The sequence below is a fragment of the Burkholderia sp. HI2500 genome (genome assembly GCF_002223055.1).
In the GTDB taxonomy this organism is placed as follows: Bacteria; Pseudomonadota; Gammaproteobacteria; order Burkholderiales; family Burkholderiaceae; genus Burkholderia.
Map to the genome: position 1 here is coordinate 2680108 of NZ_NKFL01000006.1, position 20412 is coordinate 2700519.

Annotated in this window: 17 protein-coding genes and 2 pseudogenes; 11 read left to right on the forward strand and 8 right to left on the reverse strand. The window is 67.7% G+C overall.

The features are described from left to right. The first annotated feature begins 6 nt into the window (after positions 1-6). The 5 genes and pseudogenes from CFB45_RS29820 to CFB45_RS29840 all read left to right on the forward strand — a co-directional run bounded on the left by CFB45_RS29820 (position 7) and on the right by CFB45_RS29840 (position 5812). Positions 7-1041: an NAD(P)-dependent alcohol dehydrogenase gene (locus CFB45_RS29820; protein WP_089428634.1), complete on the forward strand. Its 1035-nt coding sequence runs from the start codon at positions 7-9 to the stop codon at positions 1039-1041. 3 nt (positions 1042-1044) lie between these two features. Beyond that, positions 1045-2238: an ABC transporter ATP-binding protein gene (locus CFB45_RS29825; RefSeq protein ID WP_089428635.1), complete on the forward strand. Its 1194-nt coding sequence runs from the start codon at positions 1045-1047 to the stop codon at positions 2236-2238. Between the two features lie 30 nt (positions 2239-2268). Further along, positions 2269-3204 carry an AraC family transcriptional regulator gene (locus CFB45_RS29830; RefSeq protein ID WP_089428636.1) on the forward strand — a complete coding sequence of 312 codons (936 nt, stop codon included), beginning with the start codon at positions 2269-2271 and terminating at the stop codon, positions 3202-3204. Further along, complete coding sequence (xylB, locus tag CFB45_RS29835) at positions 3201-4667, forward strand: xylulokinase (RefSeq protein WP_089428637.1); 1467 nt, start codon at positions 3201-3203, stop codon at positions 4665-4667. Before CFB45_RS29830 ends, xylB begins: the two co-directional genes overlap by 4 nt. Before the next feature lie 119 nt (positions 4668-4786). Beyond that, positions 4787-5812: pseudogene (locus tag CFB45_RS29840) on the forward strand (MerR family transcriptional regulator). Positions 5813-5828: 16 nt separating this feature from the next. Here CFB45_RS29840 and CFB45_RS38665 read toward each other — a convergent pair. Next, positions 5829-6266 (reverse strand): hypothetical protein, encoded by a 438-nt coding sequence (locus CFB45_RS38665; RefSeq protein WP_143329857.1) that lies wholly within the window; start codon positions 6264-6266, stop codon positions 5829-5831. A gap of 431 nt (positions 6267-6697) precedes the next feature. Continuing rightward, positions 6698-8110, reverse strand: coding sequence for a MocR-like pyridoxine biosynthesis transcription factor PdxR (pdxR, locus tag CFB45_RS29845; RefSeq protein WP_089428638.1), 1413 nt, complete (start codon positions 8108-8110; stop codon positions 6698-6700). Between the two features lie 84 nt (positions 8111-8194). Between pdxR and CFB45_RS29850 the strand changes: the two genes are divergently transcribed. Then, positions 8195-8644, forward strand: coding sequence for a GNAT family N-acetyltransferase (locus CFB45_RS29850; RefSeq protein ID WP_089428639.1), 450 nt, complete (start codon positions 8195-8197; stop codon positions 8642-8644). Continuing rightward, positions 8644-9264, forward strand: a complete 621-nt coding sequence (locus CFB45_RS29855) for an FMN-dependent NADH-azoreductase (RefSeq protein WP_089428640.1) — start codon at positions 8644-8646, stop codon at positions 9262-9264. The genes CFB45_RS29850 and CFB45_RS29855 overlap by 1 nt, the downstream gene beginning before the upstream one ends. Positions 9265-9350: 86 nt before the next feature. Here the strand turns inward: CFB45_RS29855 and CFB45_RS29860 are convergent, their stop codons facing one another. Beyond that, positions 9351-10166: an alpha/beta hydrolase gene (locus tag CFB45_RS29860; RefSeq protein WP_089428641.1), complete on the reverse strand. Its 816-nt coding sequence runs from the start codon at positions 10164-10166 to the stop codon at positions 9351-9353. Positions 10167-10179: 13 nt separating this feature from the next. Continuing rightward, the gene (locus tag CFB45_RS29865) at positions 10180-11475 is read right to left on the reverse strand and encodes an MASE1 domain-containing protein (RefSeq protein WP_089428642.1); all 1296 of its coding nucleotides are present in this window, start codon (positions 11473-11475) and stop codon (positions 10180-10182) included. A gap of 308 nt (positions 11476-11783) precedes the next feature. Here CFB45_RS29865 and CFB45_RS39770 point away from each other — a divergent pair. Beyond that, positions 11784-12338 (forward strand): annotated as a pseudogene (locus CFB45_RS39770) (hypothetical protein); the annotation flags it as partial. A gap of 194 nt (positions 12339-12532) precedes the next feature. On the opposite strand, the gene CFB45_RS29880 reads toward CFB45_RS39770, so the two are convergent. After that, on the reverse strand, positions 12533-13423 hold the full coding sequence (locus CFB45_RS29880) for a LysR substrate-binding domain-containing protein (protein WP_089428643.1): 891 nt from the start codon (positions 13421-13423) through the stop codon (positions 12533-12535). A 228-nt stretch (positions 13424-13651) separates the two neighbouring features. On the opposite strand from CFB45_RS29880, the gene CFB45_RS29885 reads away from it, so the two are divergent. After that, positions 13652-14689 carry an LLM class oxidoreductase gene (locus tag CFB45_RS29885; protein WP_373558422.1) on the forward strand — a complete coding sequence of 346 codons (1038 nt, stop codon included), beginning with the start codon at positions 13652-13654 and terminating at the stop codon, positions 14687-14689. Between the two features lie 117 nt (positions 14690-14806). On the opposite strand, the gene CFB45_RS29890 is transcribed toward CFB45_RS29885, so the two are convergent. Continuing rightward, positions 14807-15307, reverse strand: coding sequence for a lipocalin-like domain-containing protein (locus CFB45_RS29890; RefSeq protein WP_089428645.1), 501 nt, complete (start codon positions 15305-15307; stop codon positions 14807-14809). Positions 15308-15469: 162 nt separating this feature from the next. Between CFB45_RS29890 and CFB45_RS29895 the strand changes: the two genes are divergently transcribed. Then, on the forward strand, positions 15470-16375 hold the full coding sequence (locus tag CFB45_RS29895) for a LysR substrate-binding domain-containing protein (RefSeq protein ID WP_089428646.1): 906 nt from the start codon (positions 15470-15472) through the stop codon (positions 16373-16375). Positions 16376-16505: 130 nt separating this feature from the next. Continuing rightward, on the forward strand, positions 16506-16943 hold the full coding sequence (locus CFB45_RS29900; RefSeq protein WP_089428647.1) for a GNAT family N-acetyltransferase: 438 nt from the start codon (positions 16506-16508) through the stop codon (positions 16941-16943). Positions 16944-16976: 33 nt separating this feature from the next. On the opposite strand, the gene CFB45_RS29905 is transcribed toward CFB45_RS29900, so the two are convergent. Beyond that, on the reverse strand, positions 16977-17816 hold the full coding sequence (locus CFB45_RS29905; RefSeq protein WP_089428648.1) for a peptidylprolyl isomerase: 840 nt from the start codon (positions 17814-17816) through the stop codon (positions 16977-16979). 353 nt (positions 17817-18169) lie between these two features. Continuing rightward, positions 18170-20104 (reverse strand): SMP-30/gluconolactonase/LRE family protein, encoded by a 1935-nt coding sequence (locus CFB45_RS29910; protein ID WP_089428649.1) that lies wholly within the window; start codon positions 20102-20104, stop codon positions 18170-18172. Between the last annotated feature and the right edge of the window lie 308 nt (positions 20105-20412).

Genomic DNA, 20412 nt, shown 5'->3' on the forward strand with positions numbered 1-20412 from the left:
GATGTGTTGAAAGCACTCGTACTCGAACGCACGCGCGAGCTCGCGCTGCGCGACATCGACCTGCCGCAGGCGGTCGGCCCTGGCGACGTCCGGATCAAGGTGCATACGGTCGGCGTCTGCGGCAGCGACGTGCATTACTACGTTCACGGCGGCATCGGCCCGTTTCGCGTCGACGCGCCGATGGTGCTCGGCCACGAGGCGTCCGGCACCGTCGTCGAGACCGGCGCCGGCGTCACGCACCTGCGCGTCGGCGACCGCGTGTGCATGGAGCCCGGCGTGCCGCGCCTCGATTCGCCCGCGACGCTGCGCGGGCTCTATAACCTCGATCCCGACGTGCGCTTCTGGGCGACGCCGCCCATCCACGGCTGCCTGACGCCGTTCGTCGTGCATCCGGCCGCGTTCACGTACCGGCTGCCCGACAACGTCTCGTTCGCCGAAGGCGCGATCGTCGAGCCGCTGTCGATCGGCCTGCAGGCCGCGAAGAAGGCGGCGATGAAGCCGGGCGACCTCGCGGTCGTGATCGGCGCCGGCACGATCGGCGCGATGACGGCGCTCGCCGCGCTCGCCGGCGGCGCCGCGCGCGTGATCCTCGCCGACGTCGTGCCCGACAAGCTCGCGCTGTTCGCCGGCAACCGCGCCGTCACGACCGTCGACGTGCGCACGCAGTCGCTCGCCGACGTCGTGGCCGAAGCCACCGGCGGCTGGGGCGCGGACGTCGTGTTCGAGGCCAGCGGCAGCGCGAACGCGTATGCGGGCCTCGTCGACCTGATGTGCCCGGGCGGCTGCGCGGTGCTGATCGGGATGCCGGTCGCCCCGGTGCCGCTCGACGTGGTCGCGCTGCAGGCGAAGGAGGGCCGCATCGAATCGGTGTTCCGCTACGCGAACATCTTTCCACGCGCGCTCGCGCTGATCGCGTCCGGCGCGATCGACGTGAAGCCGTTCATCTCGCGCACGTTCCCGTTTTCCGAAGGCGTGCGCGCGTTCGAGGAAGCGGCGAGCGGCCACCCGCGCGACGTCAAGATTCAGATCGAAATGGATTGAGCCATGGCCCAGATCATCTGCAAGGCTTTGTCGAAGCACTACGACGGCGGCCCCGCCGTGCTGCACCCGCTCGACCTCGAGATCGCCGACGGCGAATTCATCGTGCTGCTCGGCCCGTCCGGCTGCGGCAAGTCGACGATGCTGCGGATGATCGCGGGCCTCGAGGCGATCACCGGCGGCGAGCTCGTGATCGGCGACGCGGTCGTCAACGACCTGCCGTCGCGCGAGCGCAATGTCGCGATGGTGTTCCAGAACTACGCGCTGTACCCGCACATGACGGTGTACGACAACATCGCGTTCGGCCTGCGGCGCCTGAAGGTGCCGGCCGACGAGATCGACCGCCGCGTGCGTGACGTCGCGCGCATCCTGAGCCTCGACGCGCTGCTCGACCGCCGCCCGCGCGCGATGTCGGGCGGCCAGCAGCAGCGTGCGGCGATCGCGCGCGCGATGATCAAGACGCCGGCCGTGTTCCTGTTCGACGAGCCGTTGTCGAACCTCGACGCGAAGCTGCGCACGCAGTTGCGCGGCGACATCAAGCGGCTGCATCGGCGCCTGAAGACGACCACGCTGTACGTCACGCACGACCAGCTGGAGGCGATGACGCTGGCCGACCGCGTCGTGCTGATGCGCGGCGGCCACATCGAGCAGATCGGCACGCCGGCCGAGCTGTACGGGCAGCCGCACACCGTGTTCGCCGCCGGCTTCGTCGGCACGCCCGCGATGAACTTCGCGGCGGGCACGATCGAGCGGGTCGGCGCGAACGTGCTGCTCGACTGCAACGGCGCGCGCTGGCCGCTCGCGTCGCCACGCTTCGCCCGGTTGCACGACGGCCAGCAGGTGAAGGCCGCGATCCGCCCGAACCACCTGCGGCTCGTCACCGAACCGGATCCGACCCCGGGCTCGCTCGCGCTGACCGGCACGGTCGAGCTCGTCGAGCTGCTCGGCGCCGAGGCGCTCGTCACGCTGGACTGGCGCGGCCAGCCGTGCGCGGCCCTCGTGCCGGCCCCGATGGCCCCGGCGCCGGGGGCCGTGGTAGCGTTCCGCTTCGACGAAGAAGCCCTGCATCTGTTCGACGCCGGCACCGAGCGCAACGTCACGCTGCCGGACGCGAACCCGATCGCGCACGCGGCGCCGCCGGCGGCCGCGACGCGCACCACGCCGCCCGCCGCGACGGGCTGGTCGATGTCCCGTTCGTAGCACGCCGGCACGCCTCCGACGGAGCACACGATGAACCCGGATCTCGAGATCGTTCCCACCCACCGCGACGAATCGTTCCGCGCGTGGGTCCACGACTATCCGCACTCGGTCGCGAAGTGGCACTTTCATCCCGAGTACGAGATTCATCTGATCCAGTCGTCGCACGGCAAGATGTTCGTCGGCGATCACATCGGCGATTTCGGCCCCGGCAACCTGATCGTCACCGGGCCGAACCTGCCGCACAACTGGGTCAGCGAACTCGCCGACGGCGAACGCGTGCCGTCGCGCGACGTCGTGCTGCAGTTCTCGCGCGACGCGATCGAGAAGATGGTCGGCGCGTTCAGCGAGCTGCAGCCGGTGATCGAGCTGATCGACGACGCGGCGCGCGGCGTGCAGTTTCCCGACCGCGTCGGCCGCGACGTCGCGCCGCTGATGCTCGAACTCGCGAACGCGCACGGCTGCCGGCGCATCGAGATCCTGATGTCGCTGTTCGACCGGCTGTCGTCGTGCCGCGAACGGCGCGTGCTCGCCGGCCCCGGCTACCGCAGCGACGCGCAGCACTACATGTCGTCGACCATCAACCAGGTGCTGTCGTACCTGCAGCAGAACCTGCCCGGCATGCTGCGCGAGACCGACGTCGCCGCGTTCGCCGGGATGAGCGTCAGCACCTTCACGCGGTTTTTCCGCCGCCATACCGGCTCGTCGTTCGTGCGCTACCTGAACCGGCTGCGCATCAACGAGGCCTGCGAGCTGCTGATGTTTTCCGACCTGACGGTGACCGACATCTGCTACCGGGTTGGCTTCAACAACCTGTCGAATTTCAACCGTCAGTTTCTCGCGATGAAGCAGGTGCCGCCGTCGAGGTTCCGCGCGCTGCACCGGCTCAACGAACCGCACGGCCGCGACGACGCGCCGCCCCCGCGACGCACGCCGCCGCGCGCCCCAGACAGGATGCTTCACACGTGACATTTCTCGGCATCGATCTCGGCACATCCGAGGTCAAGGTACTCCTCACCGATTCCCGTTCGGCCCCGCTCGCGACCGGCTCGGCCGCGCTGTCGATCAGCCGCCCGCATCCGCACTGGTCGGAACAGAGCCCGCAGGCGTGGTGGCACGCGATGCTCGACGCGATCGCGGCGGTGCGCGCCGCACACCCGGCCGGCTTCGCCGCGATGCGCGGCATCGCGCTCTCGGGGCAGATGCACGGCGCGACGCTGATCGATCGCGCGGACCAGGTGCTGCGCCCCGCGATCCTGTGGAACGACACGCGCGCCGGCACCGAATGCGTCGAACTCGAGGCGCTGGTGCCGGAATCGCGCGCGATCACCGGCAACATGGCGATGCCCGGCTTCACCGCGCCGAAGCTGCTGTGGCTCGCGAAATACGAGCCCGCCGTGTTCCGCGCGGTGCACAAGGTGCTGCTGCCGAAGGACTACCTGATCTGGCGCCTGTCCGGCGAATTCGTGTCCGAGATGTCCGACGCGTCGGGCACGCTGTGGCTCGACTGCGCACGCCGCGACTGGTCCGACCGGATGCTCGCCGCGACCGAGCTGACGCGCGCGCAGATGCCACGCCTCGTCGAAGGCAACGCGCCCGCCGCGCAGCTGCGCGACACGCTGCGGCGCGAATGGGGCATCGCGGGGCCCGTGACGATCGCCGGCGGCGCCGGCGACAACGCGGCCTCCGCGATCGGCATGGGCGTGACGGGCGCCGGCAGCGGCTTCCTGTCGCTCGGCACGTCGGGCGTGCTGTTCGCCGGCAACGACCGTTTCGCGCCGAACCCGGACGCGGCCGTGCACGCGTTCTGCCACTGCGTCGAAGGGCGCTGGCACCAGATGAGCGTGATCCTGTCGGCCGCCGCGAGCCTCGACTGGCTCGCCCGCGCGCACGGCACCACCGCCGGCGTGCTCGCCGCGCGCGCCGAACGTGCAGAGCCGGCGCGTGCGCCGCTGTTCCTGCCGTATCTCGGTGGCGAGCGCACGCCGCACAACGACGCACACGCACGCGGCGTGTTCTTCGGGCTGTCCAACGAGCACGCCGCGGACGAGCTCGCTTATGCGGTGATGGAAGGCGTCGCGTTCGCGATGGCCGACGGCTACGAAGCGCTGCGCGCGGCCGGCACGACGCTCGACGCGGTGTCGTTCATCGGCGGCGGCTCGAAGAGCGCGTTCTGGGCGCGGCTGTGCGCGAATGCGACCGGGCTCGCGATGCAACGCCACGCGGACGGCGCGGTCGGTGCGGCACTCGGCGCGGCGCGGCTTGCACGCCTGGCCGCGACCGATGACACGCTCGCGGAAGTCTGCGTCGCGCCGCCCGTCACGGAGACGGTCGCGCCCGATGCCGCCATGGTCGATCTGCTGGCGGGGCGGCTGGCGCGGTATCGGCGGCTGTATCGCGCGCTGCGCGACGAATTCGCGGCGGCCGACTGACTGACGCGCGGCGCGGCCGGCGTCTTCGTCGATTCACGTCAACACGCGAACGCGCTTGACCCGGCCCTTGGGATCGCCTTTATGCTGGGCGCAACGAATCGACGACCCGAAGGTGACCCATGAGCGATGTCACGCGCGGCCTGAGCGCATCGGAAGCCGCAATGCGGCTTGGCGTATCGGCCAAGGCGCTGCGGCTGTACGAGCGGCAAGGACTGGTCACGCCCGGGCGAACGGTGGCCGGATACCGCGCCTACGGCCCGGACGATCTGGCGCGTGCGGCCGAAGTCGCGGCGCTTCGCGCGCTCGGCTTGAGCCTGGCCCAGGTCGCGAACGTGCTGGGCGGCGACGCCCGCAGCCTGAGCGACGCCCTGGCGACGCATGAAGCGGCGCTCGGGCGCGACATTCAGGATCTGGTCGGCAAGGTCGACAAGGTTCGCGCGATCCGCGCCGATCTTGCCCGCGGCCGCATGCCCGACGACGGCGAATTGACGCGCCTGCTCGCGCCGGCCGCCGCGGGCGTTGCGTTCAACCTCCCTTGGCCGTAGGACGGTGAATGGTTCGAATTTCGCGATATCCGTCCGTTGAACTACATCATCGGTTCGCTGGGCAGCGGCAAGACCCGTCTCGCGCATCGGCTCGCCGACGCGTTGCCCGGCGCGACGTTCATCGGGCTGGACCGGCTGGAAGACGACGGCGCGGCTGCCTTCGCCGCGTTGCGGGCCGATCCGGCGCTGAAGGCGCGGGTCGAACGCACGGCGGCATGGCTCGCGGATGAAGGCGCCACGGCGTCTGCGGCGCTGACCGTGCTGCTCGCCGGACTCGAGGCAGACGGCGTGGGTGCTTTGGTCGTGGACATGATCGAACAGGATCTCGACCAGCCGACGCAGGCAGCGCTGATTGTGTGCCTTCGGCAGCGTGCCAGAGCCGACGGCATGAGGCCGCTGTTCATGCTGACCCGCTCGTCGGCGATCCTGGACCTGTCGGCCGTCGGCCCCGACGAAGCGATCATTCTGTGTCCCGCGAACCATAGCCCGCCGGCCCGCGTCGCGCCGTACCCCGGCGCACCGGGATACGAAGCCGTGGCTACCTGTCTTGCGTCGCCTGCGACCCGAGCGCGGATCGCACGGCGACCGGAGGCGGGGTAGCGGCATCGCAATTTCGCTACAAATAACTCGTCGTAAACGATGCGAAAACCGCCGAAACACCATCTTGAAAATCGCCGGGAGCTTTGGGCGAAAGAAGTACGGACACGTCGGTGCGCGAGAAAAGTAAGCTTGTACGGTACTGCTCTATCCGCGCAACAACATCATATCTATGCGGTAGATTCCCCGGCTGGTTTGGTCCCGGCCGTGCTCCGACTGCAAATCCGGCGGCGCGAAGAATAACTTCGGCGTCGTCAAATGAACTTCCGAGCGGAATGTAGCGCACTGCGAGCCAAGTAATGTCCCCGGCTTTATCTATCTCTTGGGTCGAGCCGCTTTTGGGGACCTTCTGGTACGCCTTGTCGATTTCAATGCGAAACCTCTTTCCCAGTACTTCGAGGTCTTGCCAAGGGGATGCGAGCGACGCCCAAGGTGCGAGCGCAAAATAAAGCGGCACCCATAATCCCGCGTGTATCGCAGTGCGTCGTTGGGAGACCCGCTTCCGACTTTTTGCCATTGCCACTCCCGATTCGCAGGATCAGTCGCATCGCAACGCGGATGGTTCTCACCGGAACATCGCGGGCGATTGCGTTGGAGCATGCGTCCGTGGAGCCCTGGTGTCAACGTTCTAGCCCCAACTGTTGGAAGACCGCTTGTGGCCGAGAGCCGCCGCCGATGATGCGAACCAGGCCGGTTAAGTCAGCTCGGTCGAAAGGCGGAAAGCATGGTGCCAGCCACCCATGAGGCACGAACTCGGACGACGACATCACGGGGTGTTATCGACCATGCGTAGAACAGTCGCGGTAACTCTGTCACACAATCGCAAAATCGTGGCGCCAGCCGCACGTACTCCGGCGCCCCGCGGGTTCGTCATCCACCACACCCGGTTCACACACGAACGAGCCGATACAGGCGCCGCACCAGCGTCAACGCCTGCTGCGCCGACGTCAGGTTCGTGAAGCCGAGCAGCATGCCGGGTGGCATCCGGCCGCCCGGGCTCCAGTCGTTCAGCGGCTGAACGGACAAGCCCTGCAGGTCGGCCATGCGTGCGACGGCGCGATCGTCGACCGCCGTGCGCCAGTAGGCCACCACATGCAGGCCGCCCGCGCGGGGCGGAACGTGCAGCGCATCACCGAACACCTTACCCAACGCATCGATCAACCACTCGCGGCGGGTGGCATAAAGCGCACGCATTTTCTTCAGATGGCGCGCGAAATGCCCTTGCTCCATGAAATCGGCGACGACGGATTGCATCAGCATCTGGCCGCTACCGCCGAGCCAGCCGGCGGTGTCGCGAAAGGCCGCGACCTGCTCCTCCGGAACAACGAGATACCCCAGCCGCAAGCCCGGATACAGCACCTTGCTGAACGACCCGGTGTAAAGCACGCGCTGGTGGTGATCCAGGCTCTTGAGCGCGGGCAACGGGCGACCGTGGTATCGGAACTCGCTGTCGTAATCGTCCTCGACGATCCAGGCCCGCTGCTGCCTGGCCCAGTCGAGCAAGGCCAGGCGTCTCGGCAGCGACAGCGCGACACCGAGCGGGCTTTGATGGGTCGGCGTCACCACGGCAAAACGTGCATCGGCCGCCCGGCGCAGCCCCGTTTCCACGCACAGTCCGTCGTCGTCGACCGGCACGGACACGAGCCGCATCCCCGCGTGCTCGAGCAGGCGGCGTGCGTGGATATACCCGGGATCCTCGAACCAGCCGGCGTCGCCGGGGCGCAGCAAGGTCCGGCAGATCAGGTCCAGCGCACCGCGATACCCCGCGGTGATGAATATCTGCCCGGCCGAGCAGTCGATGCCGCGCGACACGCCGAGGTACGCGGACAGCGCACGCCTGAGCCCGTCATGCCCTTGCGGCGGCGCGTAGTCCAGCGACGGGGTCGCCATCGCCCGCACGTGACGGCCGGTGAGCCGTATCCACGGCATGCGCGGAAACGCATCGAGCGCGGGAATGCCCATCTGGAACGGCTTCGGCCCGCTCGCCGCCGGATCGCCGCGCGGCGGTTCGTCCGGCCGGGGCGCCATGGCGCGCGGCTGCCGGCCATCCGGCAGTTGGGGCGACACGACGGTGCCGGCCGGCCCATGTGCGACCAGGTACCCTTCGCCGATGAGGATCTGATAGGCCGCTTCGACGGTGCCGCGTGCCAGATTGAGTTCGCTGGCCAAGCTCCGTACCGACGGCACGCGCTTGCCCGGCGCCAGCTTGCCCGTCTCGATCGCCTCGCGGAAGCGCCGGACCAGTTGCCGATAGACCGGCATGTCGAGATGACGGTCCGGCATCAGATCGTCGAATTTCATGTCCCAGTCAAATAGTCACTTTTTGGACCTTCAGGATACGCCATCCGATTCGTACAGTAACGACGTTACCGTGGAGCAATCGTGATGCCAGAGATCCATTTGAAACGCGCCGTGACGGACGCGGATTACCGGTCGACGTTCGACGTGATGCGTGAACTACGCCCGCACCTGACCGATGTCGATGCGTTCGTGCGGCAGATGCACCGCCAGGCCGAACAAGGCTATGTGCTGCTGACCGCACGGCACGGCAGCCCGGACGGCGCGGTCGTCGCGCTGGCGGGATACCGTCACCTCGAAAACACGCTGTACGGGCGCTTCGTCTATGTCGACGATCTGGTCGCGACCGAACACGCGCGCAATCAACGGCTGGGCGAGCGGCTGCTCGATGCGGTGCGCGACGACGCGCGGCAACACGGCTGCCTGCAGCTGGTACTCGATACCGGGCTCTCCAACGCGCTTGCGCAGCGTTTCTATTTCCGCCAGGGGCTGCTGTCCCGCGGCGTGCATTTCAGTCAGTCACTACAGGCGCTCTGATGAACAACCTTCTTTTTGTCGATGCCAGTCCGCATGGCAGTCATTCGCTGGGCGCACGCATTGCGCACGAAGCCATCGCGCAATGGCGGGCGGCCCGCCCCGATGCGCGGGTCGTGTCGCGCAGCCTCGGTCAACCCGGATTGCCTTCGCTATCGGCCGACTATGCGCATGCGGTAGTCGCGAGGCAGCCGGATGCCGATCCCGTACTGGCGTACTCCGAACAACTGATCGCGGAGGTGGAACACAGCGACGGCGTGTTGATCAGCACACCGATGCACAACTTCACGGTACCTGCCGCGCTGAAGCTGTGGATCGATTTCGTGCTGCGTATCGGCCGCACGTTCACGGCCACGCCGGAAGGCAAGTTCGGCCTGCTCGCCGATCGCCCCGTGCTCGTGCTGGTACGCTCGGGCGGCATCTGCACCGGCGCAGCGGCACGGCAGCCCGATTTCCTGACCCCGTACCTGAAGCAGGTGCTGGCCGTCATCGGCCTGTCGACGGTCGATTTCATCTACCTCGAAGGCATTGCGCCGAGCGACGCCGCCATCGATGCGGTACGCGGCCAGTTGGCCGCATCGAACCTGCTGGCGCGACGCGCGACGGAAACGGAAACGGCATGAATTCGCCACGCCGCGGTACGCATGCAAGACCCGATGCGTACCGGGGGCAGCGAATATCGCGCATCCCGCGCCGCGCACGTCGCCCGTCAGGATGCCAGCCGTCCCATCCGGCGCGCCATCGCCGGGCTCACCGCATGCACCTGGTCGAACCCGAAGAAGTCGAGCACGTGGCGCGCGACGTCGTCGCGATCGTTGTCCGCGCAGATCATGTGATAGCTGTTCTCGAGCACGATCCCGCGCGCATCGGGCATTGTCTCGAGCAGGAAATCGGCCGAGCGCAGGCTCGTCAGTTCGTCCTCGCGCGCATGCAGCACGAGCGTCGGGCACGGCGTGCCGGCCGCGGCCTCGAGCGCCCAGTCGCGCATCCGGTCGACCTGCCGCACGCATGCGAGCGGCACCCATGCGTAGTGGAAACTGTCCTCGCGCTCGAACTTCTTCTTCACGATCGCGCGGATCGTCGCGTTCTTGATGCCGAACGGCTCGCCTTCTTCCACACGCATCCGCTCCGCCACCCCCGGCACGCGGTACAGCACGTGCCGCAGCGCGCGGTACCACGGCGTCGACCACCCGTCGATGAACACCGGCGTGGCCAGCAACGCGAGCCGGCCGCGCGCATGCTGCACGCGGTGGCATAGCAGCAGCGCGACCAGCGCGCCCATGCACATGCCCGCGACATGCAGCGTGTCGTACTCGTTTTCGAGCACGCGATACTGCTCGGTCACCGCGTCGAGCCACGCCTCCGCGCGCACGCCGACCAGATCCTCGGGGCGCGTGCCGTGCCCCGGCAGCGTGATCATGTGCGTGTCGGCACCCGCGCGCCGCATCGCCTTGTGCAACGAACCGAGATCGTATTGCGTGCCGCCGAGCCCGTGGATCAGCAGGACGCCCGTGCGGCCCGTCATGACGTGCGTTCGCTCATTCGTCCGCCGCCGGCCACACGCGCTCGAGTTGCCAGACACCCGCCACCACCGTCACGTCGACATTCGAATCGAGCAGCGGCGCGCCATGATCGGTGATCGTCTGCGTGCCGCCGTCACGCTGCACGATGCGCAGCGACAGCGACGCGCGATCCTCGCCCGCGATCTCCGCATCCCAGTAGTCGCGCAGCGCATCGCGGTCGCCCGGCTGCACGCGTTCGAGCACGAGCGGCACGCTCGCGATCTGCGATGCATCCACGCCGACGCCGAACACGCGCTCGACGTCGCCGCTCCACTCGATCCGCCCCGACTCCGGATCGAGCACGTACGCGATCTGGCCGGCGCTCGCGAGCGCGAGCTCCATGTTGTTCTGCAGGACGGCCGCATGCTCGTGCACGCGTTCGCGCGTCGTCTTCAGCGTGCTCGCCGTCAGCACCAGCAGCGACGCGACCGCCAGATAAAGCTGCGCCTCGAGCAGCGCACTGCCGTAATGCTCGTGAAACGACGCGAACGGGCCGTCGCCCTGCGCGGTCTGCTCGATCACGATCAGCGCGAGCACCAGCACCGACGACGAGCCCGCGCGGCCGCCGAGCAGCAGCGTCACCGCGACGGTGAGGAACAACGGGATATACGTCAACGCGAAGCCCGCGCCGGTGCCGAATTTCCGCGACGTGTCGCCGTCGAAGATCACGAGCGCGACGCCCACGACCAGCACGAACGAGACCATGCCGAGCACGAGGTCGAAGCGCTCGTGATCGCCCGAGCGGTGCGCGCGAAAGCGCGACCATGATGCGAGCACCGGCGTGACCAGCAGCACGCCGACGAAATCGGACGCGGCCCACACCGACCACACGTCGAAGAACGGCGCGCCCTTGACCACCGTGTACCAGGCCGCGCCGCCGATCGCGCCGACCACGCCCGCGATCAGGCCGGCGAGGATCACCGAGCGCAGGAAATACAGCCCTTCGAGCGAGAAGCGCACGCGCTGGACGAGCCATACCGCGAGCGCGGCCGCGCCGACCTCGTCGACCGTGAACAGCACCGCGTTGACCAGGCTGGCCTGTTCGATGGCGCTCAGCGCGAGCTGCCCGACCAGGAACGCGCCGGCCAGCGTCAGCCATTCGCGCATCGGCCGCAGCATGAACGCGCCGACCGTCACGCCGGCCGGCAGCCAGATGTAGCCCGTCAGCCGGACGGGGCCGTTGAACCGGTGCGAGATGTAGCCGGTCGCGAGATACAGCGTCGCCCAGAGCAGCGCGGCGACGAGGCCCGGCCGCGATCGTTTGGTGTCCATCGAGAATCCCTGTGTGCTGCGCCCGCGGTCGGCAGGCGCGCGATGTGCGAATGATATGCGGACGGGGCGGGCCGGGGAATACCGGGGCCGGAAGCACTTGCGAGGCGCCGGCGCGCCCGCGCGCTGGCGGTTGTGACCGGGCCGGGATCGGAAAAGTTCGGCGTGTGCCGGGTACGGTCGGGACACGTCAGAACGTCGTCTTGGCCGGACGGCCAAAATCGCCCGCGGTCGGTGGATCGCATCTAGCATGAAAGATATTCGAAAGCATCTGCTTCAAGTATCGTCCACGTCATCCGCCCACTTTCCGCATGACCCTACGCCATGAAAACCGTACCGGCCCGGCCGATCCCGGCCCCCTCTGCGCCATGAGCCGTTTTCGCGCCACCTACGACGGGCTCGCGCTCGAATCGTCGGAAATGGACGTGCGCGAACTCGCGCCCGCGCTGCTCGCCATCGGGGATCTGCTCGACGCATCGACCCGCGCGCTGTGCGGCAATCAGGTGCGGCCGCGGGTGAACGTGCGCGGCAGCTTCAAGACCGGCAGTTTCGGCATCGACTTCACGCTCGCGACGTCACTGCTCGGCCGCATGCGCGACATGCTGAGCGGCAACGAAGGCACGGCGCTCGCCAATGCGGTCACGATCCTGACCGCGCTCGGCATCGCCGCGCCGAAGGCGGGAAAGGGGCTCTTCGCCGTCCTCAAATGGCTGCGCGGGCGCGAGATCCTGCAGGTGCAGATGCAGGACCACACCGCCATCCTGCACGTCGAAGGCGACACCCTCGAAATAGACCTGCCCGTCCTCACGCTGCTGCGCGACGTCGGCGTGCGCCATGCGACCGAGCAGGGTTCGCCCTTCGCGCGTGCCACCCCGAATGAACGCGCTCGCGTGATGGCAGACGCAATCCGCCTGCGCCCGGCGTCCGCTGCCGGCCTGCCATTCCTGCGGACGCTGCGCCGGCTCACGATGAACGCGCACCTGCAACGGGTCGGCACACCGACCGACGACACAGCGCACGACCACCTCATCCGCTGATGCGGTACACGCGCCGGCGCCCTTCACGCGTCGCCGGCCGACTCCTCGACGATCCAGTCCATGAACGCCTGCACTTCCGGTCGTTGCGTGGCACCGGGCCGCGTGACCGCGTAGTAGGCGAACCGCGCGGGCCACGGTAGATCCAGCACCTGCTCGAGTCGCCCCTCGGCAATTTCGGCACGGGCGTATTGCTCCGGCACCAGCGCCAGGCCCTGCCCGGCTTCCGCGGCGCGAATCAGCAGGAAGTCGTCCTCGAAGGCTGAGCCGCGCGCGGCACGCGGCTCGTCGGCCACACCGTGCGCGGCAAACCAGAGCGGCCAGTCGGCCCGGTCGGCGTCATGCAGCAGCGGATATTTCAGGCAATCGCCGGGCGCCTTCAACCCGGCGCGCTTCGGGATCAGCCCGCGACCGGCCACCGGCACCAGCACGGGCGCCATCAGCCGCTCGACGTCCAGCCCCGGGTAGTCGCCCAGGCCGTGACGCACAGCCACGTCCACGCGATCGCGTCGAAGGTCCGCCAGCGCGGACGTCGCCTCAACATGCACCTCGATATCCGGATGCCGCTGGTTGAAGCGCCCGAGGCGAGGGACCAGCCACGAGGCGGCGAAGGTCGCCACGGTGCTGACGGTCAGCGTCCGGCGCCCCTTGCTCGCTTCCAGCGTCTCCACCGCCGCGTCGATCCGCGCGAACGCATCACGCAACGACGGATGAACACTCGTGCCGGCTTCCGTCAGGCGCAGCCCTTGTCGCGTCCGCTCGAACAGCGTCACGCCGAGCCGGTCTTCCAGCAACCGGATCTGCTGGCTGATCGCGCCGGGCGTGACATGAAGCGCCTCGGCGGCAGCCTTGATGCTGCCGCGCTGGCCGACTTCGACAAAGGTACGCAGCGCCTGCAACGGGGGAACAGCGGTCATGGGATTTAGCCTGCCTAAACTCATCGGGCATAAATTATCGCTTTTCCCGTTGCAACGCGTAGCCGAACATTCCGCAAGCGCACACGAAACACGCGCGCCATCAGATTTAGTCCGTCTAAATCAAAACCGCCATGATCGATCCCGGCGTCGGCCGGTCGCCCGACAGCGTCAACGCAGCGACCGCGCGCCAGGACTCGCTCTTCCCGAACCGCCACACCGTCACTGACCATGCATGCCATGAATGCCTCGCAAGCGCCTACCGGCGCGGTGAATCCGGCCTTTTCCGCCCACCCCGGTTATCGGCGCATGTTCGCCGCGAACCAGCTGACCCTCGGCATCTTCCTGCCGCTGCGCGCCTACGACGGCGACATGCGCGTCCTGACCGGGCAGGCCGACCTCGTTACGGAAATCGACCGCCGCGGCTTTGCCGCCGTATGGGTACGCGACGTGCCGCTGTTCGACCCGTCGTTCGGCGATGCGGGGCAGGTCTTCGACCCGTTCACCTACCTGTCCTTCCTCGCCGCCCGAACCACGCGCATTGCGCTCGCCACCGGCAGCGCAATCTTTTCACTGCGCCATCCGATCGACCTGGCCAAGGGCGCGGCCACCATCGACCGGTTGTCGGGCGGCCGTCTCGTCATGGGCATCGCGTCCGGCGACCGGCCCATCGAGTTTCCCGCCTATGGGCTCTCGCATGCATCGCGCGGCGAACGGTTCGCGCACGCAGTCGCCTATTTCCGCAAACTGATGCGATCAGGAAACCTGACGATCGAATCACCGCTCGGCAGCTTCGACGGTGCGGAACTGCTCCCGAAGGCAACCACCGGCGCGGTACCGCTGATCGTCACCGGCGCATCGGGCCAGTCGCTCACGTGGATCGCCGAGCACGCGGACGGCTGGCTGACCTATCCCGGCGATTCGCACACCGGCGCCGGCCCGCTGCGACTCGCAGAAAAAATCCGCGCGTGGCGCGCACTGATTCCCGACGGTGGATTCCGGCCGCACATGACCAACGAATGGATCGACCTCGTGGACGATCCCGATCACCCGCGCACGCCGCTGCGCGGCGGGTTCATCCTGCGGACCGGCCGCAACGGGCTCATCGCGCTGCTGAACGAATGGCGCGAGGCGGGCGTGAATCATGTCGCGCTCGGTATCCAGTTCTCGCAACGGCCCGCGGCGGAGATCATCCAGGAACTGGCCGAGGAAGTACTGCCGCACTTTCCGTCCCATGACGGGCCGGCAGCGATCACGACGGCGTGGTAGCCGGGCGCGCGCCGGCCAGCACGGCGATCGGCTCCGGCCTGCGCCGGCAATCGGTCAATGCGGGCTGGCCGGCTGCGATCGCGCCCGCATGCCACCCGCGTCGGCCGCCCACCGACCTCAATCCACTCGCCGCCACACCGAGATCGGTATGTCGCCGTTCGCACGCGGCGGCACGCGGTAGCTCAGCTCGCTGTCCTTCAATTGATAGCTTCGCGTCTGCGTTTGCCCGATCCAGTTCGGGTACGACGAATTGACGATGTGAAACGCAAGCTTGTCTTTCGCGGGATCGACGGTCAGCGTGCCGTAGTGGGTGCTCGAGCCGAGCACGGCGTCACGGAATTCGTCCGGCGTGCCGGTCGCCTTGTCGTTCGACGCGAAGCGCGGGCGCTCCGACTTGAAGATCTGCAGCGAGTAATTCCCGTGCACGTCGATCAGCAGCAGCCCCTTCGGATCGGCGCCATAGTCGCGGCCAACCGTGCCGTCGGGATGCTGTACGTCCGCCGCGACCAGCGTCCATGTCCCCGCGAGCAACGGCGCGGCCGATGCGTCGCCGGGAATCATCGAAACGGCCAGCAGCATGCCGGGAAAGCCTTGGCGGAATATCGAGCGGATGTTCATTCACTGTCCTCGTGAGAAAGAAGGGAAGCAACCTCACGGGCATCCGCAGCCGCGTACGGCGCGCATCCCCGTGAACCGGAACGACCGGTTCACTTGATGGTAGCGACGGGAATATGCAATAAATACGATAATTCGAAATCGATTTATAAGAAAAACCGAATCATGACGCTCCCGAATCTCGACATGGATGCGCTGCGCACGCTGATCGCCGCGGATCGGCTCGGCAGCCTCAACCGCGCCGCCGACCGGATCGGCCGCTCGCAGTCGGCGGTTAGCCAGCAGATGCGCAAGCTCGAAACGCAGATCGGCCAGCCGCTGTTTCGCCGCCAGGGGCGCGGCCTCGTGCCGACCGAGGCCGGCGAACTGATGCTGTCCTATGCGCGCCGGATTCTCGAACTGAACGACGAGGCGGTCGGCGCGATCCGCGGCGCGGCGATCGAAGGGGCCGTGCGTTTCGGGCTACCGGGCGACTTCGCCGAATCGTGGCTGCCCGTCGCGCTCGGCCAGTTCAAGCGCACGCACCCGGGCGTGCGCGTCGACATCGTCGTCGACGGCAACGGCGTGCTGCTCGACCGGCTCGACGGCGGCGAACTCGACGTCGTGCTCGCGATGGGCCGCGGGCATCGTGCCGACGCCGAACATCTGGTCACGCTGCCGATGGCGTGGATCGGGCCGCAAGGCATCGACGTGCGTCCGCGCGCGGGCACGCCGCTGGATCTCGCGCTGTACAAGCCACCATGCCTGTTCCGCAAGGCCGGCACCGATGCGCTCGACAAGGCCGGGATCCCGTGGCGACTCGCTTACACGACCGGCAGCCTGCAAAGCCTGTGGGCCGGCGTCGCGGGCGGATTGGGCATTACGGCGAGAACGATGGTGGGTGTGCCGCCAGCACTGCGGCAGCTTGGCGAGCGCGACGGGTTGCCGCCGCTGCCGTCAGTGGACGTGTGCCTCCATGCGGGTGGAGGCGATGCGCCTTCCGCGCTCGCGAGCCTGAAACGCGTCGTGGTCGACACGCTGATCGCCAATCTCGCGGATGCGCAGAAGGTGTCCGGCCGGCGTGCCGCATGATCGGCCACGGAGGCGTGCGGGATTCGGCACGGCGCCCTTTGACCTGCGGCCCGTCATCGGGAATGATGCGCTGCGGGGGGGCGACCTTCCCGTCGACGATCCCGCCTTCCCGAACGAACGAGTCCGCCCGATGACACACGCAATCCGCCTGCGCCCGGCGTCTGCCGCCGACCTGCCGTTCCTGCTGACGCTTCGCAAGCTCACGATGACGGAGCACCTGCAACGCGCTGGCATGCCGTCCGACGACGACGCGCACGACCGGCGCATCCGCGCGCATTTCGACGATGCGATGATCGTCTGCGAAGGCGATGAAGCCATCGGCTTGCTGAAGGTGACATGCGCCACCGACGAGTGGCACGTGCACCAGATCCAGATCCTCCCGGCGCACCAGGGTCGGGGCATCGGCGAAGCCGTGCTGAGCGCACTCCTGAACGACGCCGCACGCGCGCACGTGCCGGTGTCACTCAGCGTGCTGCACGGCAACCCGGCGCGGCGGCTCTACGAACGGCTCGGCTTCCACAGCGAGTCGGAATCCGACACGAGCGCGAGCATGATCTGGCGCGCGTGACGTCCGGCGTTTCGACGCCGCCGCGTGACTGCATCACTGCGTGATCTTCGCGTCCTTCAGCAGGTTGCCGATCATCTGCGCACTCGCCTTCTCCACGGCAGCCGCCTGCAGTTGCTGCTGAAGCCCCGGCTTCGCGGTCGCGAAGCCCGGCACCTGCGTCGGCCGCTTCGCATCCAGCTTCACGATCGCCCGCACGCCGTCGACCGGAATCGAATCGTTCGTCACGGCGCCGACCTTCAGTTTCTCGAGCGCCTGCGCGACCGGCAACGGCAAGCCGGACGTCTTGCCTTCCGTCGCCGGCGTGTGGAAGCTCACCCACGGCAGCTCGCCGCCGGTGTCGCGGCTCGGCGCCATGCTGTACTGACGCGCCAGCCCTTCGAACGACTTGCCCGCCTTCAGCTCGCTGAGCACCGTCGCGGCCGTCACCGGGTCCTGGACGATGATCAGGCGCGGCTTGTACTCGTTCTTGCCGAGCGCGGCCACGAGTTCGTCGTAGCGCGCCTTGACCTGTTCTTCGGTCACCGGCTCGGGCTTCACGTTGTCGCGCAGATACAGCTGCACTTCGGCATTCGTTTTCGCCTGCTGCACCGCCGCCTTGACCTCGGGCTTGTCGGCATAGTTCGCCTTCTCGGCGGCCTGCTGAACCAGCACGCGCGTGATCAGCTGATTCTTGATCGCCTGGCGGATCTGCGGCGAGTCCGGTTGCCCGGACGCGCGCAGCAACGTATCGACGTCGGCCTGCGTGATCGGCGTACCGTTGACCGTCGCGACGGTCGCGACGGCCGGCGCCGTCTCTGCGTGGGCAGTCCCGCTCAGCGCGCCGGCCAGCACGGCGATCAGCAACAGGCGGTTCGGGGTGGTTTTCGTCTTCATCTTTTCGTCACTTCGGCTCAAAAAACGCGGCAGGGGTTGCCGCGCACATGCACCGGGGCAGCAATGCGCCGGCGCAACCCGTCAGTCGATTCGGTTCATCGTCGTGGCACGCGCAGTGCCTGCCGATACCGCTGCCATTGTGCCCGGAAGCGATTTTCCGCGTCGTGTGGTTAGGGACAGCCGCCCGGCGGGCGGTGAGGCGCGCGTTGCGCACGCCGGCCATTACGAACGCGTGATGTGGAAATTCTGTGGAAGCGGCATGGAAATCCCGCGAAACCGCGATGAATCACATCATGGCGTCGCGAGCCCGGCCGCCGACCGAGGTCGAGGTGGCCGCGCATGCCTCATCAAAGTCAGGGCGTCCAGCGATACACGGTGATGCTGTTCCCTTTCACGTTGTTCTTCATCACCACGTACTCGCCGTTCGATCGGCGGTATGCGCGGATGCTGTACATCGCATCGATCGCGCTGCTGGTATCGACGGTCGCGGGGCTTGCGTTGACCAGTGTGGTATCGAGCTTGCCGGTGGTGAGATTGAACGCGTCGACGTTCGGCCACAGCGGCCCGCTGCTGCTGAACCAGTAGCCGACGAACAGATGGTTGCCCACCGCGTCGATCGATTTCGCGCCGCTGTGCGGCAGCGTGATCACCGGGTCGGGCTTCGTCGTGTTGCCCGCGCTCCAGCCGTGATACACCTCGATGCGCGTACCGATCGACGTCCAGTCGTTGCTCCCGATGGCGCCCTGCGCGAGCACCATCGTGTCGCTGTCCGCGAGATAGACGATGCGCGTGAGCGGCTGGATGCTGTCGGGCACGCGGGTCGCGACGCCCGGCCCCCACGACGGCTTGCCGCTCGCGTCGAAACCGGTCAGCGGGTAGTGGGTAATCGCGCCGGTCTTGTCGAGGCCGGCCCACACACCGCCCTTGCTGTCGATGCTGAAGCCGCTCGTCACGCGCCGCGTGGTGTTGAACGCGGGGCCCGGAATCGAGCCGTCCGGGATCGCGATATAGCCGTTCGCCGCGTTGAAGTGGAAGAAGTAGAAGACCGGCGGGTTCTGGCCCGCAGCGACGAGAATCCGGTTCGCGCCCACCGACGTGAGCAGCCCGAAATGCTCGTCGCGCTGCGTGTCGCTCAGGTTGATGCGCGGATCGGCCGGATACGTGAACGGATCGACCGTGTTCGCGACGAACGTGCCGCCCGCGCCGCCGCTATACACATGCGTGCCGCCGTAGAACAGCGCGCCGTCCGTGACCGGGTCCGGCGCGGCGATCCCTTCGAAGTTCAGCGACTGCAGCGTCCACCGCAGGCTGCCGGTGCTGCTGTACGCGTGAATGTCGGTCGCGCCGTTGCGGCCGAGATCCCAGCTGCCGCCCCATGGATTGTTGAGCACGTAGAGATTGCCGCCGGTGTCCTTGCCGAGCCCGACGATGCGCGTGAAGCGCTGCGCACCGACCTGCCCCTTGATGCCCGTCGTCGTGTCGAGATAGCCGCCGCGCACGCCGAACGTGCCGGCCAGCGCGGGCCGGCCCGACACCGTATAGCGCTTGATGTTCTGGTCGGGGCCTTCGTCGCCCACCAGCAACTGGCCGGCCGCCGCATCGAAAACCAGCGCCGACGGCTGCGACCCGGCCGGCATCCGGATCGTGTTCAGCAGCGCACCGGCCGGGCTGAAGCCGGCGATCGCGCCCGCGCTCTTCTGCGCGACCCACACGTTGCCCGCGCCATCCACCGCGAGCGCACCCGGCGCCGATACGCTGATGTCCCGCTGCCACACGCCGTCGGTGGTGAATACGCGCACGCGATTGCCGTAGAAGTCGCTCGCGTAGAGCAGCGAGCCGGCCGTCGCGAGCCCGGTGACGACGTCGATGCGCGGCTGGTTGGTCGCCGCGCTGACCTGGATGACAAGGTCGCGATACTTCGTCGCGCGGTTGTAGCGCCCCACCGCGCCGCTGCCGTATGTCTTGCCGGGCTGCAGCGCGACGAACAGCGACGTCGCGTTACCGGTGATCGCGCTGCCCTGGAACTCCGAGTGCGTGCCGATCGAGCCGATGCTCTTGCCGTTCTGGTAGATCGCGACGCCGCCCTCGTCCTCGTCCCACATCGACGCCGTATAGATCACGCCTTCGGGCGCGACCCACATCGCGCGCGCGACGTTGCCGACGTGGGCCGCGAGCGTGCCGTACGTATTCGCCAGCCAGTCGGTGGTGTTGCCTGCGTAAACGGCGGGAGTAATCGCGGCGATCGCTGCGGCGAGAAGCGCAGCCTGAAACCGTTGTCTGGCGACCATGACGGATGCTCTCCTGAATGGTGCGAACATTCACATGAAGGGCCGGCCGGATGGCTTGAAAACCGTAATGCGTAAATTCTTCCCCTGAATCATCCGGCGCAGTCGGTATTACGTGCAGCATGCGTTCGATAATGCGCAGCGCGAGAATAGCGTTATATAAATCGAAAAAAATTGCGAATCGCTCGCGTCATTGCGCTTTTCACGAGTTCGGCTCCAATGGCATTGCCCGTGACACCCAAGCATGCTTATGGCGAGCGCGACTGCGCGACAGTGAATGGTCACTTACACGTCGAATCCGGGATCGGGAA